This window comes from Schlesneria paludicola DSM 18645 (assembly GCF_000255655.1).
Classification (GTDB): Bacteria; Planctomycetota; Planctomycetia; order Planctomycetales; family Planctomycetaceae; genus Schlesneria; species Schlesneria paludicola.
Genome location: NZ_JH636434.1, coordinates 2,116,101 through 2,132,949, shown reverse-complemented (window position 1 = coordinate 2,132,949; position 16,849 = coordinate 2,116,101). Strand labels below are relative to the sequence as shown.

General features: G+C 54.0%; 15 protein-coding genes. 5 read left to right on the top strand and 10 right to left on the bottom strand.

The genetic code is table 11. The features are described 5' to 3' along the window. Positions 1-158: 158 nt before the first annotated feature. The 8 genes from OSO_RS0110545 to OSO_RS47770 form a co-directional block, all read right to left on the bottom strand. Complete coding sequence (locus OSO_RS0110545) at positions 159-557, bottom strand: BlaI/MecI/CopY family transcriptional regulator (protein WP_010583332.1); 399 nt, start codon at positions 555-557, stop codon at positions 159-161. 170 nt (positions 558-727) lie between these two features. After that, on the bottom strand, positions 728-1,300 hold the full coding sequence (locus tag OSO_RS0110540; protein WP_157605138.1) for a diacylglycerol/polyprenol kinase family protein: 573 nt from the start codon (positions 1,298-1,300) through the stop codon (positions 728-730). 290 nt (positions 1,301-1,590) lie between these two features. After that, positions 1,591-3,234, bottom strand: coding sequence for a hybrid sensor histidine kinase/response regulator (locus OSO_RS42990; RefSeq protein ID WP_010583330.1), 1,644 nt, complete (start codon positions 3,232-3,234; stop codon positions 1,591-1,593). Between the two features lie 3 nt (positions 3,235-3,237). Beyond that, positions 3,238-3,582: a circadian clock KaiB family protein gene (locus OSO_RS0110530; protein WP_010583329.1), complete on the bottom strand. Its 345-nt coding sequence runs from the start codon at positions 3,580-3,582 to the stop codon at positions 3,238-3,240. Beyond that, complete coding sequence (locus OSO_RS42985) at positions 3,579-3,899, bottom strand: circadian clock KaiB family protein (RefSeq protein ID WP_010583328.1); 321 nt, start codon at positions 3,897-3,899, stop codon at positions 3,579-3,581. Before OSO_RS42985 ends, OSO_RS0110530 begins: the two co-directional genes overlap by 4 nt. Before the next feature lie 52 nt (positions 3,900-3,951). Next, complete coding sequence (gene kaiC / locus OSO_RS42980; RefSeq protein ID WP_010583327.1) at positions 3,952-5,424, bottom strand: circadian clock protein KaiC; 1,473 nt, start codon at positions 5,422-5,424, stop codon at positions 3,952-3,954. A 329-nt stretch (positions 5,425-5,753) separates the two neighbouring features. Beyond that, on the bottom strand, positions 5,754-6,242 hold the full coding sequence (locus OSO_RS47775; protein WP_010583326.1) for a general stress protein: 489 nt from the start codon (positions 6,240-6,242) through the stop codon (positions 5,754-5,756). 383 nt (positions 6,243-6,625) lie between these two features. Further along, a complete protein-coding gene (locus OSO_RS47770) occupies positions 6,626-7,138 on the bottom strand; it encodes a hypothetical protein (protein ID WP_157605137.1) in 513 nt (170 codons plus the stop codon). Positions 7,139-7,632: 494 nt separating this feature from the next. Between OSO_RS47770 and OSO_RS50755 the strand changes: the two genes are divergently transcribed. After that, positions 7,633-8,082, top strand: a complete 450-nt coding sequence (locus tag OSO_RS50755; protein WP_040592190.1) for a hypothetical protein — start codon at positions 7,633-7,635, stop codon at positions 8,080-8,082. Between the two features lie 10 nt (positions 8,083-8,092). Beyond that, entirely contained in the window at positions 8,093-8,398 is a 306-nt protein-coding gene (locus OSO_RS0110485) for a hypothetical protein (RefSeq protein WP_010583323.1), read from the top strand. A gap of 153 nt (positions 8,399-8,551) precedes the next feature. Here OSO_RS0110485 and OSO_RS0110480 read toward each other — a convergent pair whose 3' ends face one another. Together OSO_RS0110480 and OSO_RS0110475 are read right to left on the bottom strand one after the other, a co-directional pair. Beyond that, positions 8,552-9,520 carry a rhomboid family intramembrane serine protease gene (locus OSO_RS0110480; RefSeq protein ID WP_040591631.1) on the bottom strand — a complete coding sequence of 323 codons (969 nt, stop codon included), beginning with the start codon at positions 9,518-9,520 and terminating at the stop codon, positions 8,552-8,554. Between the two features lie 63 nt (positions 9,521-9,583). Beyond that, positions 9,584-10,456, bottom strand: coding sequence for a hypothetical protein (locus OSO_RS0110475; protein ID WP_010583321.1), 873 nt, complete (start codon positions 10,454-10,456; stop codon positions 9,584-9,586). A 736-nt stretch (positions 10,457-11,192) separates the two neighbouring features. Between OSO_RS0110475 and OSO_RS0110460 the strand changes: the two genes are divergently transcribed. The 3 genes from OSO_RS0110460 (at position 11,193) to OSO_RS42965 (ending at position 16,809) form a co-directional block, all read left to right on the top strand. Beyond that, on the top strand, positions 11,193-13,118 hold the full coding sequence (locus tag OSO_RS0110460; RefSeq protein ID WP_157605136.1) for a vWA domain-containing protein: 1,926 nt from the start codon (positions 11,193-11,195) through the stop codon (positions 13,116-13,118). A gap of 141 nt (positions 13,119-13,259) precedes the next feature. Further along, positions 13,260-15,122 (top strand): vWA domain-containing protein, encoded by a 1,863-nt coding sequence (locus OSO_RS0110455; RefSeq protein WP_193378330.1) that lies wholly within the window; start codon positions 13,260-13,262, stop codon positions 15,120-15,122. Between the two features lie 115 nt (positions 15,123-15,237). Then, complete coding sequence (locus tag OSO_RS42965; protein ID WP_010583317.1) at positions 15,238-16,809, top strand: prenyltransferase/squalene oxidase repeat-containing protein; 1,572 nt, start codon at positions 15,238-15,240, stop codon at positions 16,807-16,809. Positions 16,810-16,849: the final 40 nt, after the last annotated feature.

Below are 16,849 nucleotides of genomic sequence, written 5' to 3'. Positions count from 1 at the left end.
TGGGCGTATGGGCGGTTCTGCATCAATCTGTGATGCGCTTCGACGGAATGGTTCGCAATGCTGTTCGAGTGACGTGAGGTCGACGAAACTCGTTTGGGTGAGGTTCTCATCGATGGCCGCGTGAAACAGCTCGCTCAATGCGACAAGTCACCGAGTTTCTACTTTGACGGCGTTTTGCCATCGTCGAGTTGATCGAGCAATGTTCGAATCTCAGCCAGTTCGTGACGGGATGCTTGCTTGCTGTCGATTGCATGCTGAAGTAGAAGACTCGCAGACCCGCCAAAGACGCGCTGCAACAGATCTCCCGCCAATTGCTTCAGCGTCGATTTCTGAGTCTGTTTTGGCCAGAATATCTGCGGCCGCTGGTCGGCGTCGCACACGAGCTGCCCCTTGTCACGCATGATCTGCATGATCTTGAGGACACTCGTCTGTCCAATCTCTCGGGATTCTCGCAACTCCAGCCAGACGTCTCTGACGCTGCTGCGTCCGCGTTTCCAAAGAACCTTCAGGATCTCTAATTCCTGATCCGTCGGCCTGCCGGTCTGCGGTCGTGCCATGATGCTGGATCCCTCGAAGAGTATGGTCAGTCGCGGAACGCGTCCGTCCGTTCGCTGATTGATCCACGAATTCCTTCGTCATGATAGCGATGCTTCGCGGCAAGTCAACGAAGGAATTCGTCATTCAAGATGAATGCCGGGGTGCCTCACTTACTTGCTTCAGCCCACTGTTAAGAGGCTACGAAGAAGGATGAGCAGATGACGACCATGATGGCGGCGGTACCGCTGATTCGCAGGTTTTCACAGCAATCGGATGACAACGATTCGATGCCCGCACAAATGATGGTCGGGACAATTCCGCAGACAGTTGCCGTCGTGACGGTCACCACGGGGATCGCGTGGAGCCAACAGGCGACAGCTGCCGCGGGGCCGGCGCAGAGGATAAAGGCGGCGAAACCGACCCAGGATTTGCGGGGATTCCAGGGTAGCTTGCGTGCACCCCATAGCTGCCCAAATAGCGAGGCCGATCCGTCTCCGAATGCGAGGATGACCAGCGATACCGCTGCAAACTCGGGCTGACGAGGAAATGCGAGTAACATGCACAACGGAATAACCCCATAGGTCAAGGCGTTAATTGCTGAGTGCTGCTCGCCTTCGCGTTCAATGACGGAATACGCCCAGAATGCCAAAACGCTCAATCCGATTGTCGACACGGCAATGGCCAGTTGATAGATCCATAGATATTGCTGGACGTCAGACCGCGGCACACTTGCCAAAATGAATGGAAGGGTCCCGGGTAGCATATGCCATGCACGACGTCGAATTTCGTTTGCGGACAGTCGTGAACGTCTCGCCGAGGCACGAATACCCCGATGGGCGAATCCGATTTCAGACGATGCATGATTCCCGACGGATGACATGATGCACCTTGTCGTTGCGCACAGGTGATTTCGAATTGTTTAAGTTGCCCGAATTCGTCAGCCAAGGCACAAAGTCAGTTGGCCATTCTCCGTCCGATCAATTCACTGCGGCGAAATGGAATTCGCATGCATGGGTTCTAAGCGTCTTCGAAGTTGTGAATGGCCGTCCTTTCCTATCCCGAAATTGCTTCACCGGTACCCGGGATCTCCAAGATTTGTGCAAGCGATTTGGGATTGAGCGGTTTGACAAAATGGTACGAGAATCCTGCTTCAAGACTGCGTTGTTTATCGTCATCTTGCCCATATCCCGTCATGGCAATGAACACCGTGTGTTCGAATTCCGGTTGCAATCGAAGTGTCTTCGCCACGTCGTAACCGCAAATTCCGGGCAGACCGATGTCAAGCAAAATGACATCGGGTCCAAACCCTCCAGCGACGCGAATTCCTTCGGCACCCGAATAGGCGATTTGCACTTCGTGGCCCATCATTCGCAAAAGCATCGCCAGTGTGTCGGCACCGTCTTTGTTGTCTTCGATCACGAGAACTCTTCGTTTGGCCTCGCTGCGGAGTTCCCAATCCAGCGCGGCGTCGGATTCGCCGTTTTTTTGGCCGTCGCTGAGGATGGGCAGTCGAACAACGAACTCGCTGCCTTGGTCGAGCCCATTGCTAAAAGCTTCGACGCTTCCCCCGTGCATTTCCACGAGCCGACGGACAAGGGTCAAACCGATTCCTAAACCACCTTCCGAGCGAGCCATTGAGCGATCGCCTTGGATGAAGAGATCGAAGACACGCGGCAGAAAGTCGGCCGAGATTCCGATGCCCGTGTCGCGTACGCGAATTGCAACTTCAGTCGGATTGTGATCGGTCGTCAGAAAGATCTCACCACCCTCATTCATGTACTTTGCCGCGTTCGAAAGCAGGTTGCCCAAAATCTGTGTCAGCCGGGTTTGATCGGCGTCAACTCGAATTCCTTTTGGCGGCAACGAGACCGTAATCTGGTGTCGGCGATTGTCGATGAACGGCCGGCTTGCTTCGACGGCGCGGCTGATGATGGCGTTGAGCTCAATCGGTTGACGCTGCAATTTGACTTTTCCGAGCGTAATCCGTGAGACATCCAGCAAATCGTCGACAAGGCGGGAAAGGTGGTGGACTTGCCGATCGATGATTTCGTGGGCATAGCGGACATTTTCGTCAGCCAGTCCAAGATGTTTGAGGATCACGACGGCATTCTGGATGGGTGCCAGAGGATTTCGAAGTTCATGCGCCAGCATGGCAAGGAACTCGTCCTTGCGACGATTCGCTTCCTGAAGGTCTTGATGTTTCTTGTGGTCCGTCAAGTCGGTCACGACCATGCAGATCGCATCGGCAAAATCGAGTGGCAGTGGAGCCAGAGAAACTAATACAGGTCTTGTCCGTCCGTCGTGGAGTTGAAAATCCAGTTCGCCCTGACATTTCCCTGTTCGACCTTCGTGCAGCATTCGATCGAAAGCGGTTCGCTGCGATGGCGCGATGTGCAATGCAAGCGAATGCCCAATGACCTTTTCATGCGCGACCTCGAGCAACTCGATCAGAAAGCGGTTGCAGTACAGCACCGTTCCATCGCTGCTCAGGCTGGTCGCACCCTGCTGCATGGCTTCGATGAGTTCTCGGTACGGATAATCCGCGCCGTGCAGCGTATAGATGACTTTGTTTCCACTGTTTCCATCAACAATAAGTGCATCGACCTCACCACTGCGGATCGCACGCAAGGTTTCTTCCGCTTCTTCCAGCCGTCGATGCAGGTCTGCAAGGTCGTCGGCCCCGTTCGACATGGTCATGATTTAATGCTCCATGTGTTCGAATAGATTCAGGCCGCGAATGACGCGTTCCGTGTCTGAAAGATCTCCAACCAACCGGCGTAGCGGTAGTGGCAGCTTCTTAATCAAGGTTGGTGTGGCGATAATTTGTTCAACATTCGCCAGAGTGGGCTCCTGGAACAGGTCAATAACTTCCAGTTCATAGCGACCGGACAAGTATTCTTCGCAGACGGCCTTCAGTTTCGCGATCGCTTCGGTCGATCGCGGCGTCAGCCCCGAAACATAAAGCCTCAGAACGTATCGCGGCTTCCGCGGTTCCGAGAAGTCTGATCCATTGCTCGCCGGTCCGTCGATGGACTGCCTGGTCATATTGCTTCCTTCGCTTGTTGTGGGCAAAGCTGAAGCCCAACCAGGACACGCTCCGTCTTTGAAAGATCACCCACGATTTTACGGAGCGGCGGTGGCAGCATGCGAACCAGAGTCGGTACCGCGACAATCTGATCCCCCTGTGCAAGCTGCGGATTCGTGAGCAAGTCAATGACTTCGATCGAGTACTTGCCCTTCAGGTGCTCTTCACAGACCTTTTTCAAATTTGCGAATGCGACGAGCGACTTCGATGTTTGTCCTGCGACATACAACCGAAGTTTCCAAAAATCGTCGACGTCTTCGGTCTCATTTGTGTTCATAATCGTCCTCCCTCGAAGAGAAAATTTCGCACGCTTCCGCGAATGAAATTCATCACTTCGCTTTGCACTTCGCTGCCGGTGGCTCCAATTTGTCACCGATCGACAGTTCGATACCGTGATTTGTGATTTGAAAACGTCTCACTTGTTTTGAGTGCGCCATTCCTCGTGATTTCAGGACGAAGATCTGGGCTTCACGCTCGCCGGCCGACTCAACGTCACGCAGCAACAGCCAGGTGTCGATGATTGAAGAAACTCCCAGGTCTGTCTGAAATGGCGTCACGCCTCCATGTGTCAGGTTCGTGAACAGGCTGCTGATGCCTCGACTTTTCAGAAAATCGATCAGCCGCACGAGCATGCTTCCCGCCTCCGACATTGTGCCGGCGGACACGAAATTGCTGATGGGGTCGATGATGACCACCGTCGGCTGGAAACTCAGGATCTGCCTGTGGAGTTCGGCCAAGTGCATTTCCAGTCCCGAATTGGTCGGTCGAGTGGAGTGGATTCGCAATAAATCTCGCTCCATCCACTGACCGAGGTTCAGGCCGATCGAATGGAGATTGCGAATGAGTTGTTGTGGCGCTTCTTCAAAGGAAACAAACAGGCATTTTTCACCGCGGCCGCATGTTGCGACCGCAAACTGAGCGGCGATACTTGTTTTCCCGGTTCCGGCCGTCCCCGTGATCAAGACGCTACTGCCACGAAAGTACCCCTTGCCGTCCAGCATTTCGTCCAGCGCGCCGATCCCGCTGGAAATACGCTCATCATTTGCGGGATGGTTCATTTCCGCTGAAGTGATCGGAATGACGGAAATGCCATCCTCGTCAATCAGAAACGGGAACTCGTTGGTCCCGTGCGTTGAACCGCGATACTTGACGATTCGCAGGCGGCGTGTCGAGATCTGTTCCGTCACTCGATGATCAAGGAAAATGACGCAGTCAGAGACGTACTCCTCAAGTCCTTGTCGCGTCAATGCACCTTCGCCTCGCTCACCGGTGATGACCGCGGTGACACCTTTTTCTTTGAGCCAGCGGAATAGCCGACGCAATTCGGCGCGTAAGATCGAACTATTCGAAAGGCCAGCGAACAAGGCCTCGATCGTATCGAGTACCACACGCTTGGCTCCCAACGTTGCGATCGCGTGGTTCAGTCGGACAAACAGTCCTTCCAGGTCATAGTCGCCAGTCTCTTCAATTTCATGTGGTTCCACACGGACGAAGTCGATGATCAGTTTGTTCTGCTGAATCAATTCATCGAGGTCGAATCCCAACGAACGCATATTGGCGGAAAGCTCGCTCGATGTTTCTTCGAATGTCATCAAGACGCCTGGTTCGCCATATTCGATGATTCCTCGTAAAAGGAATTCCAAACCAAAAAGCGTCTTGCCTGACCCGGCAGATCCGCAAACGAGTGTCGGTCTACCTAATGGAAGTCCGCCTTGAGTCACTTCGTCCAGACCCTGAATCCCGGTGGGACACTTCGGAAGGGAATTCTTCAATGGATTTAAATGGCCTCTATTCGCCTGCATTGTCTTTCCTCATTTCACGTGCGGGCCCGATTCCATTTCTCGATGCCGCAGCGCGCACGCTCAGCGCTGCGACGTTCAACCGAATAGCCGTGTTGCCTTCCATCGAAGAAGTCGGGACCTCAAAGAGGCCGCTCATACCAGTGCGATCGAGTCAACAATATGAGTTGCAATCGCATTTCGATTCGATTGGGGCGGCAGCGAAAGAATGAGCGCCCGATCTCTGACGTCGTCACCAATTCAGTCCGTCCACTGGGATTGTCATCGGCTCGACTGTGGACGGATCAGTTTCTCTCAACATGAGTGAGTCGTCATTCGGGGCGAGAACGGAGTTAGGATTTTTGCTGATAACGATTCATTATCGCACACGCTGTATCAGCGCGATCCTCAGATTTCACCGTTACGATCGTTCGTGTTAGGTGGTCATCGTCTGTGTCTCGAAGCGACTTCTGATCTGATGCACCCAAGCCCATCATCGCCCCCAATAGTCCGGCGATTGCCGTCCCGATGGCCGCATTGCAAACGAGTGCGCCAAACGTTCCACCAATGAATGCGGTGCCAAATCCGGGCAAGAGGCCCAAAAGGATTCCGAGTCCCCAGATGGTCCCGACACCCAGTCCGACCAGTGCGCCAAATGTGGCTGTCGAGGCCGATGCGTCACTGAAGAATGCGGAAGTTGGATGTGATGCAACTTCGTCGACGATGCCAATGTGATCTTCTTCGAATCCCACTTCTTTGAGGTTTCGAATCGCATTTTCCGCTTCGTCGTGGCTGTTGAAAACTCCGATCACAGTGCTTCCATAATCCAGTGCGGCGGTCATGATTGAACTCCTGCTTGATATTTGTTCAGTCGTTGTGCGACACAGTTGTCTGCAGCTTGTCGTCAGGGGAGTTAAGCAACTGGTATTCCAAATCGATTTCGATCGGCGCGATGATTGTCAAATCTGCCAAGACATTGGTGACAAATACAAGTTAATAGCCTGTTTACGTGGGCTAAGAAAATGTTTTGTGACCTGCGGAACTCGGGTGGCTGGAATGAAGGCGAAATGTTGCCCGTTTAGCGATCTCCGCGGGCTTGTCGTCGACCAAATTGCACGAAAATCAGCACCTGTGCGGAATTGTGACGGCATGGTTGACGGGCGAGCGGGGATGGAACCTTACGATCGCGGCGTCGTGCTTCTCGCAGGACATATCAGCGAGGAGCTCAAGACGCCTGAGGCATCCCATGGTCGATGTGGCTGAATCGATTGAGGACTGAGCTTGCGAGTCCTACCCGATCTCCAGCTTGGACGGTGACGATGGCATGGCTGGCCGTCGATGGCGATGGATGCGTCACCAATGCGTCTCGCGGAATGAACATCCCAACGATTGCACCAATGGTTCCCCAGGTGGCTGCGCCGACTGCCATGCCGCACAGAATGACACTCGCGGGGCCCTCGAGGATCGCCGGACCGATGCCGGGAGCGATCTCGGCCAGCGTGGCAAGTCCCCAGAGTCCCCCGATGCCGATGCCGGCCGCGGTTCCGACGATCGCCATTTCTCCCATTTCTGAGGGGACCTGACGGACTTGAGGATCGAATCGCATTTCCAGGAACGCGATGTCGATTTGAGACTCACCGAACCCCGCCTGTTTCAGTTCGCGAACGGCGGCCACCGCGACGTCATCGTGATCGAAGACTTCAGTGACCGTCTGTGGTGCGTCAGTTTTGGTGGTCATGGTCAGTCTCCATCGGCGCTTGTTCGAGCATGTTGTGATGCTCGCAAACGACATGCCTCGCAGCGCTTCAAAAAAACGAACGGGCATGTGATCGATAATCACTCGCAGTGTCCGGCGAGCGTCCCATGTCACTCGTTCCTGCCATAATCGGCATGGGGGCCGTGCGAATTTCATTGCCGCGATTTCAGGAGAGCGTTTCAGCGGGTGAAAACGTCGTCTCGCGATTGTGTTACGGCGATTGGACTCAATCCGAAGGTTCGCAAGATCGTTCGTTTGTGGTGACGGCCCGTCTGCAACAACGGATCATCGCAGTCTCGTGGTACGTCAGGTGCATCAAATGTGGCTGGCCGATCACATCGAGATCGGCGCACCTCCATGGGGGATGCTTGGAACTAGGCTTTATTTGCGCGCTTTCTTCCACGTCTCGCTTTCCTTGGAATTTGAGCGCGTGGAGTTGTTTTTACGAATCAGCCGAAATTCAAGGAGTTCTGAAAATGGCAACCACCCGACAAACGCGTCCAAGCTGGTACACGAAAGACGATGATACTGCTTGGGAACGAGTCAAAGATGCGTTTAAGAGAGATTGGAAGCAAACGAAATATGACTTCGGTGCCGAGGCCCCGAACTTGAAGCAGAACGTGGGAGACACGTTGTCGCAGGCCGCGGGTTCGGAACCCATTCCTCCTGAAAATGTTCCTAACGCAAAACCAGCTGAACGTGATCGGGATACGAGCAGCGACGTCTATCGTGATGACGACGATCTGGCATATCGCTATGGCTATGCGGCATATCGACACTACGGAAGCACTTGCTGCGACTGGAATATGGAAACGGAAGACAAACTCCGAAAGGAGTGGGGTGACTCGACAGAATGGCCTGAACGCAAGAATGCCATCCGGCGTGGATGGTTCTTCGCGAAGAACAACCCTTCCAGTTCTCATTAGGAAAAGCAACATGTCCGCTTTTGTGTGGAAACATGGCGTCACCGCCGATGATGCGAGGCGCCTCATTCAAATGAAACTCGCGGGTGACGGCGTGGCGCAGCATGTCACTTGGAATGGCAATCGATTCACGGCCTCGGTTGGATGGGGCTTCATCCTGAAAGTGGTTGGAGAAATCACACAGGAGGTCGTTCGCCTGGATCAGATTTCAGGTCCCATGACACGGTCGATCATTACGAAGAGCCGCGATGAATTGGCGTCGCTCTTCCCCGATGGCTATGAATTAACGACGACGGAAGATGCCATCGCTCGTCGCTGATACAGACCGGTAGTCTGTTGACGTCACGTTGACTGGCTTAGGCCCGATTAAACCAATGCCATGACATCGTCAATGCCAAGGTGCCTGTCCCCTTACTTCAACACGTTGCCGCGACGCCGTTAGACGAAATGCATGAGCTAGGTGAGGAAAGAACTACATCCGGTTCTTTGCCCGTTCGCTAGCTTTCTGCAGGATGGCCCGTTCTCGGTCGGTAAGGCTTTCGGACCCCTGTTCGTGGATCTTTGCGAGGATGGCATCGACTTCTTCGTTCAGATTGACGGTCGGTTCGGGTTGAAAGACTTTAAGCCGTCGCCGCGCCGAGAGATTCCGTACCGAACGGCGGAGGCGTCGTGGATCAAAGGTTTCCATGAACGCGGTCAGATTCAGGTCAAATCGACGATAGGCGTATCCGAACGCGATACCCCAGAGCGACGTCAGGTAGGCGACGACAACCCAAGATTGGTTGCCTTGATACGCATTCACAATCGTGAAGACATCAAGTGCGACGGCGATCAGCAGCACGACACGAATTTGGACGGGAACGATCCAAAACACCAGAATCTCGCGTGTCGGATAATGCGTGGCGTAAAGGGTCAGCAAAGCCATTACGCAGGCGGATGATCCCAAAAGCGGATCGGGCAACCGCATGAAATAGCCAAAACCCACAAAGACCAGTCCACACAGAACCGCTGTGGTAAGATAAAACCAGAGAAGTTCACTTGAGCGGTACATTCCACGCTCGAGTATGGAACCCAAAAACCAAAGCACCAGCATGTTGAACAGGATGCTGAAGGCATTGTCACGGGGATGACAGAACACGTAAGTCACGAGTCGCCAGATTTGACCCGAGCGAACTTTGGCATCATCGAGTAGCAGCCAATCTTCGACGAACGAAGGTTGCATGCCATGGAACGTTTGTGAGACGAGTTGCACCGTCGCGGATTGTCCGGCGTCGACGCTGGGCCCTGAGCTTCGCACAGGGGCACGATGGGTCATGAAGACTTGCAGGAAGAATACGATTACGGTGACGACGATGAGCCATTTCGTGGTGGGGGTGTCATGCCCCCACGTCGGGCCTTGGTCGTCTCGGTCCTGCATGTAATCGCGGTAGCTAGAGCCCATCGTCCGTGTCGCCCTTTAATCGTCCTATTGATCGTGCGGCGAGGGGCCTTAGGCCCCTTGAAGTCATCGCGACGACTTCCGTGCTTCCGTCGGCGCGCCACCTGGCAGCTTTCGCGCCAGTGCCGCATTGTCCGACTTCAAGGTGTCGATTTCCTCTTGCTTTTTTCGAACCTTACGACGAAGTTCGTCGACATTCTCAAGCGTCCGATTTCGCTCTTCTTCTGTTCGCTCGATCGTCGGGACAAGACCGTCTCGGAACTCGGTACCGACCAGTGGCGACTTGGCCAATACATCACCACCCAGCAATTCGGCTTCGCGCTGTTTCAATCCCTCGTTGGCCTGTTCCAGCAAAACGTTTTGCCCTGCGAGTGTACGCCGTCGATCACCCAGTGTCTCTTCTTGTGCCAAAACGGCCAGTAGTTGGCCGTCAATGTTCTCGATATATCCCGAAGGAATGGCATTTCGCCATCGCCAACTTCCGGGTTTCCATTCTGCGACATCCTCGGGGGTGACGCGGAAATTGGGCTTCAGCGTTGCGTTTCCATCGGCGATTTCCATCGGTGAAAAACTGCCACGATAGATGGATGACCCGTCCGCACCAAGCTCAAAGCCATGAAGGGCCAGATCAGGCGTCAGACGTTCGCGGCTGCCAATATTGACCAGCAAAATTCCCTGATCGGGCACTTGGATATTAGTCTGGACATTGCTCCAAAAATCACCCCAAAGGTTTCGAGCCCGAAATACTTCACCTCTCAGGGCGTCGATTTTGAGTTCGAGTGCTTCGATCTTGGCGGCGTCCGCAGCCGTTTTCTTTCGGAGCGCGACCGACTTCGCCGTCCAGCTATTTCGGACCACGACCAGCTTCGAAGTCAGAACAGCCGCGCCAATCGCTGCAATGACGACGAGAAATGCGAACACCTTACCGAGATTATGCATGACACGATCCTTGTCGTGGGGCTGAACCGAGTTGCTCTGTTATCGACTCTACATCGACAAAGTCGACAGCAGATTCTCTCAAGTTATCGTGGAGTGCGCTCCGCGCGTGGATTCTTCCTTAAAATCAGTCTTCGAGCGCCCTCACACTTGTGGATTGTCCGGAGTGACGGCTGCCATTGGAGCCCGATCCAATCGTTACAGCCGGAACAATCGCCATTTCAGGAACATGTTCCCATTGAAGGACCTGTAGAATCATAGGACTGGCTTCTGAGGGTGGTCAAGGAGAAACTCCCCAGCGCCCCAGAGTCGACCGAGTTCGGAGCGACCGCGAACGACAGGATCAGTGGAACACGATTCGAGATGCATCCGTCGTGGCGGTCAGTTGAATCCCTTCGTTCGAGAAACTTCTGGCAAAAACGAACGTTTGTGATGTTTCCGAGGTAATCAAGGTGTTCAAAGCGGGTAGGGTGAATGACCCGAGTGATTGTCGTTTGGACGAACGATTTCAGATCACTGAACGCGGAAGGTCATTCTGCCTGTGACGTCGGTTGAGCGTACATTCGGCGAATTGCTGGGGTGTTGTTGGTGCGATAGACTGAATTGACAAGGCCTTGTTTTCTCGGCGGATGTGGTGAAGCGTTGATCGCGTTTGGCGACAACTGCGTTCGAAAACGATGCTTTTTTCGAGGTACGACAGCCAAAGCCGTGAAATGGCTTGGTCGCGAGGGACTGTTTCGTGAGTACGAATGCATCTCATGTCGACGTTTTTGAACGCAAAACAGACCCGCGGCGAATCAGGCAGACCTTGATTCTGGGGTGTCTGATCAGTTTTGGCTTGCATTTCGTCCTCTTGGCGGGACTCAGCCTGGTTCGCTTTGCCGAAAAGCTTGAAGTCTTCACGTCGATTTCAAGCCTGATTGACGAGGAAGCCGACGAAACGATCCAGCCAAAATTCGAGGCAACTCCGACAGAACAAGTCGGAAACGAGTCTGACAGCCGTTTTTCGGCGTCGCAGGAAGCGTCGTCCGTTCTGACTCGAGATCCTCAGAACCAACTTGAAAAGTCGATTGAAACCACTGTTGAAGTGGCCGTCCCTGTCACGGAAGAACTTCCCCAGCCATCGCGGTCGGATTTGCTGTCCCCGGTTGCCACATCGGGATCGACCGAGCACGCAGGGGGCGTCGAAGGAGCCATCGATCGACTGGCCTGGGAAATTGCCAACTCACTTCGTGAAAAAAAGACGCTGGTTGTGTGGTTGTTTGACGTATCCCCCTCATTGTCGGCTCGACGAGAACAGATCGCGACGCGTGTTGAGAATGTCTACAACCAGCTCAATCAATTGAACGTCAGTGCTGATAAAGCGTTGAAAAGTGCCGTCGCGGTTTATGGTCCGACCTGCACGATTGTGACCGACAAACCTCTCGACGATGCCGAAGAACTTGTGCAAGTCGTGCGGAAAATCAAATCGGAATCGTCGGGTGAAGAGAATACGTTTTCTGCCGTGCTGAAAGTCGCGAAGGCGTTTCTTCCGCAGCGCACCGAAGCGCGGCGGGATGTCATGATCATTGTCGTGACAGACGAGGAAGGTTCTGATCCCGACAATCTCGAACAAGCGATCACGTTTTGCAAAAAATATGGCATGCGCTGCTATTGCGTGGGGGATTCGGCTCCTTTTGGACGGAAGAATGTGGAAGTTCCCTTCCAGATGGAAGATGGTGAACGCGTGATCGGTGTCATGCAGAAGGGACCGGAATCACGCTATGCCGAGCTCTTGCGACTGGGCTATTGGGGAACGAACGGCCATGATTTTGAAGATATGTCGTCGGGTTTCGGACCGTACGGATTGACTCGACTCTGTACGGAAACAAATGGCCTGTATTTCGTCGCGGATGCGGGACGCGGGCGGCATTCCTTCGACCCGGCCGTCATGCGTAACTATGCGCCAGACTATCGCTCCATTGCCGTTCTCGATCGTGATATCCAGGCGAATCGTTCGAAGGCGGCACTTCTGGAGTGCTGTCTGGAAGTCGAACGCGAAGCACAGAATCGAAAGGTTCTCAGTATCTCAATGCCGCGGCTCGATTTCCGTGCCGACAACGACACGATCTTGCGGCAGGAATTGACCGAAGCACAAAAGCCGATCGCGGATCTGGATGCCAGTCTGGACTATTTGATGAAGCGGCTTGAGCAAGGCGAAAAGGATCGGTCGAAGATCAAGGAAGCCCGCTGGAAAGCAAGCTATGACTTGGCACTGGGCCGGACTCTCGCGCTGCGCGTCCGTGCGTTCGGCTACAATTCGATGCTTGCTGAGATGAAAGCCAATCCAAAGCGATTCGAGACATCGGGGAACAATCATTGGCGTCTGGTTCCCGCCGAAGAAGTGACTTCGGGCGGTGCCGTCAAAAAGCTTGCGCTGAAGGCGTCGGAGTATCTGGGACATGTGATGGCGGATCACCCCGGGACCCCGTGGGCACTTCTCGCCGAACGCGAGAAGGCGGTGCCGATGGGATGGCAGTGGCAAGAATCGCGCGTCGAACCCCCGCCGACCATGGCAGCGGGCCGTCAGAAATCAGGTCCCAAATTCATTGACGTCGAAGATCCAAAGACAAAAGTCAAAACAAAGAAACAGGTGCCCGACCAACCCCAGCGTCGCGACATCTGACGGTTGTGTGCTTGTGCGATCGCCAACCAGGCACGTCCTCTCCAGTGACTCTCGACAAGGATTGTCGACCCGGTAGTTGGTTCCAAGATGGCATCGGCTCCATTGAATTCGCGATCTTCCTGGCGAAGCCTGAAAGCACCTGTGCTCTCCGGGTTGGCGGCGTCTTTCGTGTTGCATGCCGCAATGCTGATTGCCCTTTCGTTAATCGTATTTGAATCGCATCTGGGGCCGTTGCATACGATCGTCGATTCGATCTTTTCGGAAGATCGCACGGTTGAAGAGTTTCATCACGAAGTGGAACCCTCAACGGAAACGTCAGAGACTGTCAATTATGTGGCGGGGGCGCTTGAGTCTGGTGGCGTTTCGATCGGCGGCTCAGAAGGCCCCGTCATCGCGCAAAAACAACTGGACGAAGCCCCAAGTCTGCAACAGCCAACCGTCCAATTGAACATCGGTGAATTCAACGTACCAGGCCTGCAGGTGATCTCAAAGGACCTGGGCGCCACACAAGTGACCGGAGATTCCGGCAGGGTTGTCGAGGGCTATGGCGCGGCGCTTGGACAAATGACGCTGGAACTGATCCGGATGATGCGCGAGCAAAAGGTGCTGGTCGTCTGGTTGTTCGACGAATCCGAGAGTATGCAGGATGATCAGCAAGAGATTCGAGAACGGTTCTACAAGATCTATGAAGAGGTCGGCCGAGCGCAGCAAGTCGATGCCAAGCTGAAGCCGTCAGAGGAAACTCTACTCTCGTCGGTCATGAGCTTTGGCAAAGATGTTCATGAACTGACTCCCAAACCCACCGCGAACACGGAAGAAATCAAATCGGCAATCGATGCGATTGAAATCGACAAATCTGGTATCGAAAACATGTGCGGATCAATTCAAGCCGCCCTGGTGAAGTACAAGGACTTTGCCCGTCGCCAGAAACGAAAACTGGTCTTCATCGTCGTCTCGGATGAATCGGGTGACGATGGAAACCAGGTGGAAGATGTCATTGATGCCTGCAAAAAAGCGAAGGCATCGGTGTATGTGCTGGGGCATTATTCGGTATTTGGGTATCCCATCGCACATGTGAGCTGGATCGATCCCAAATACCGCCTGAAACATTGGATACCCGTGAATCGCGGTCCTGAGACGCCGGAGCCCGAATGCCTGCAATTCGACGGGTTGCACGACCGTTGGGACGTTTTTTCCAGCGGATTCGGACCGTATGAACAGGTGCGCCTGGCAAAACAGACGGGAGGAATTTTTTTCATCCTTCCCGGTCACGAGGACAATCTGGCCGGCTATGGAAGTCACGAGGATCGCAAATACGATCTGTTGGGAATGAAAGAATATTTACCCGATCTGGATTCCCGTCAGGCATACATTAAGAATCGATCCGAGCATCGCTTTCGCGAAGCGCAATGGCAGGTCGTACAAGCTCTGAATCCCCACCGCGATTCCAAGCTGATGATGAAATCCCATTGGTACAGTGGTGATCCATCAACGTTCGAGAAAGAAGCCGTCCGAACGTTTGAACAGGCCGTACGAGCACTGATGATGTTGAACGATCAGGTCCGAATTCTGGATTCTGTCAAAAAGCTGCGAGACAAAGAGTCGTCGGCTCGATGGCGCGTCAATTTTGATTTGATGCACGCGCAATGTCTGGCATACCGGGTGCGTCTGTTCCAGTTGCTATTGTCGATTGATCAGCACCGAAAATCGCGTCCCACCCCGAAAGATCCGCGTAACAATTGCTGGTCGATTCAGTACGTGCACACCCTTTTGGAACCGGACAAAGAGCAAGTCAAAGAGACTCGGGTCGATCTCGAAGAACTAAAAAAACAAGATGCAGTGGCGCGCAACGAATTTGAATCGGTCGTCCGAAATCACCCCGGAACACCATGGGCTCGTCGTGCACAATGGGAGCTTGGCCAGGGCTTCGGAGTAAAATTTGTGGAGGATTTTCGAAGTCCGTACTATGATCACATCACCGCAGGCCAGCTTCCCAAGCAGTAGAGTTGGATCTCATCAAATCTGAAGTGCGTTCGCGGCCTCTCCCGAAGGGGCATCGGGTTAAGTCGAAATCGGTGGCATTCATTTCCTGGGCGTTGGCCGAGGCCCCGAGTCTCCTATGAGCACGAATCCCCTCGATCACCTCTCGTCATCGTCCGTCACTGCGATTCCGCAAATGCGTCGTGGTCGAACGTCGCTATTCGCTCGATGCCGACAGTCGATCTGGTCGCTCGCGCAATTGATCAATCGATGGACGCGGAAGTGGAATCGGAAGCGATTCCCCGTCGTGGCACTCGTCAGTGTTCTGTTGCACGTGTTGGTGCTTGGTATTTGCGGGCTGATTGTGATCCGGAACCCGCAACTCGTGGATGAGATCTTTACGACTCTGGTTGAACCAACAGAGGTCGGCGAACCGCTGGCTGAACATTCTCTGTTTCCGCTCACCGAACTGGATGTCGAAGTGCATCACGAGCTAATGACTGCCGACATGGCGGCGAATCAGACATTCGAAACTCTCGGACCGATGACGTTCAATGTCAGCGACGCGTTCCCTCAGGTAGCCGTCAATTCCACTGACGCACCCAAGCCAATCGAGATGAAAATCGGCGATGCGACGGCTGGTCGTATGTCCGCGGTGGCGAAGCGGACGATGCTCGAAAAGTTCGGCGGAAATTCTGCGAGCGAAGCCGCCGTGGCATTGGGTTTAAAATGGCTGGTGAATCATCAATTGAAGAACGGAAGCTGGAGTTTTGAGCATTCCGCGCATCCCAATTGCAAAGGACAATGCACTCAAGATGGATCGTTGCGTGCCTGTCCCACCGGAGCCACCGGGTTGGCTTTGCTGGCTTTTCTGGGAGCAGGGCACACCCAGCATTCAGGCGACTATCAGAAAGAGGTCCAGCGTGGGTTTGACTATCTGCTGAAAGTGGGCAAGCAGTCTTCGGGGACGTTTGATTTGCGCGGGAATGTTGTCTCGCGTGAAGGAATGTATGTGCAGGGACTGTGCACTATCGCCCTTTGTGAATCCGCGGCAATGTCTCATGATTCGCGAATTCGGAAGGCTGCGCAAGGGGCGATTGAGTTCATCGTCAAATCTCAAAACACGAACGATGGCGGCTGGCGATATTATCCTGGACAAGCGGGAGATACGTCGGTGGTCGGTTGGCAGGTCATGGCCCTGAAAAGCGGTCATGACGCGAAGCTGGATTTCTCGAAGAAAGTCTTTAATGGGTCCGAGAAGTTTCTCGATCTTGTGCAATCAAACCGCGGGGCTCAGTACGCGTACATGCCGGGAACCGGACCGCGAGATTCCATGACGGCGGTTGGTTTGCTTTGCCGAATGTATCTTGGCTGGGATCGCACCAATCCTCGCTTGGCGAATGGGGTCGCCTATCTGGATTCGCTGAAACCATCGTCACAGGACATGTATTTCAACTATTACGCCACGCAAGTGATGCATCACTGGGGCGGAGACGAATGGACACGCTGGAATGACGTCATGCGTGATCAATTGGTCACAACTCAGCATCATGTTCGAACAGGACACCGAGCCGGAAGCTGGGATGTCGCCGATACCCACGGTGCGGCGGGAGGTCGTCACTATATGACCTGCCTCGCAATCATGACGCTGGAGGTCTACTATCGCCACTTGCCGCTGTATAATCGCGATACCCTCAAAATTGAGTTTTGAACGAATCCGAGTGGCGAGAGCTTGATGCACGGTGAACGCA

Coding starts and splice junctions, on each gene's coding strand:
- OSO_RS0110530 (WP_010583329.1), bottom strand. CDS start 3,582: ATGACCAGGCAGTCCATCGACGGACCGGCGAGCAATGGATCAGACTTC.
- OSO_RS47775 (WP_010583326.1), bottom strand. CDS start 6,242: ATGACCGCCGCACTGGATTATGGAAGCACTGTGATCGGAGTTTTCAAC.
- OSO_RS0110540 (WP_157605138.1), bottom strand. CDS start 1,300: ATGCTACCCGGGACCCTTCCATTCATTTTGGCAAGTGTGCCGCGGTCT.
- OSO_RS47770 (WP_157605137.1), bottom strand. CDS start 7,138: ATGACCACCAAAACTGACGCACCACAGACGGTCACTGAAGTCTTCGAT.
- OSO_RS0110475 (WP_010583321.1), bottom strand. CDS start 10,456: ATGCATAATCTCGGTAAGGTGTTCGCATTTCTCGTCGTCATTGCAGCG.
- OSO_RS42990 (WP_010583330.1), bottom strand. CDS start 3,234: ATGACCATGTCGAACGGGGCCGACGACCTTGCAGACCTGCATCGACGG.
- OSO_RS0110545 (WP_010583332.1), bottom strand. CDS start 557: ATGGCACGACCGCAGACCGGCAGGCCGACGGATCAGGAATTAGAGATC.
- OSO_RS42985 (WP_010583328.1), bottom strand. CDS start 3,899: ATGAACACAAATGAGACCGAAGACGTCGACGATTTTTGGAAACTTCGG.
- OSO_RS0110485 (WP_010583323.1), top strand. CDS start 8,093: ATGTCCGCTTTTGTGTGGAAACATGGCGTCACCGCCGATGATGCGAGG.
- OSO_RS0110480 (WP_040591631.1), bottom strand. CDS start 9,520: ATGGGCTCTAGCTACCGCGATTACATGCAGGACCGAGACGACCAAGGC.
- OSO_RS42965 (WP_010583317.1), top strand. CDS start 15,238: ATGAGCACGAATCCCCTCGATCACCTCTCGTCATCGTCCGTCACTGCG.
- OSO_RS50755 (WP_040592190.1), top strand. CDS start 7,633: ATGGCAACCACCCGACAAACGCGTCCAAGCTGGTACACGAAAGACGAT.
- kaiC (WP_010583327.1), bottom strand. CDS start 5,424: ATGCAGGCGAATAGAGGCCATTTAAATCCATTGAAGAATTCCCTTCCG.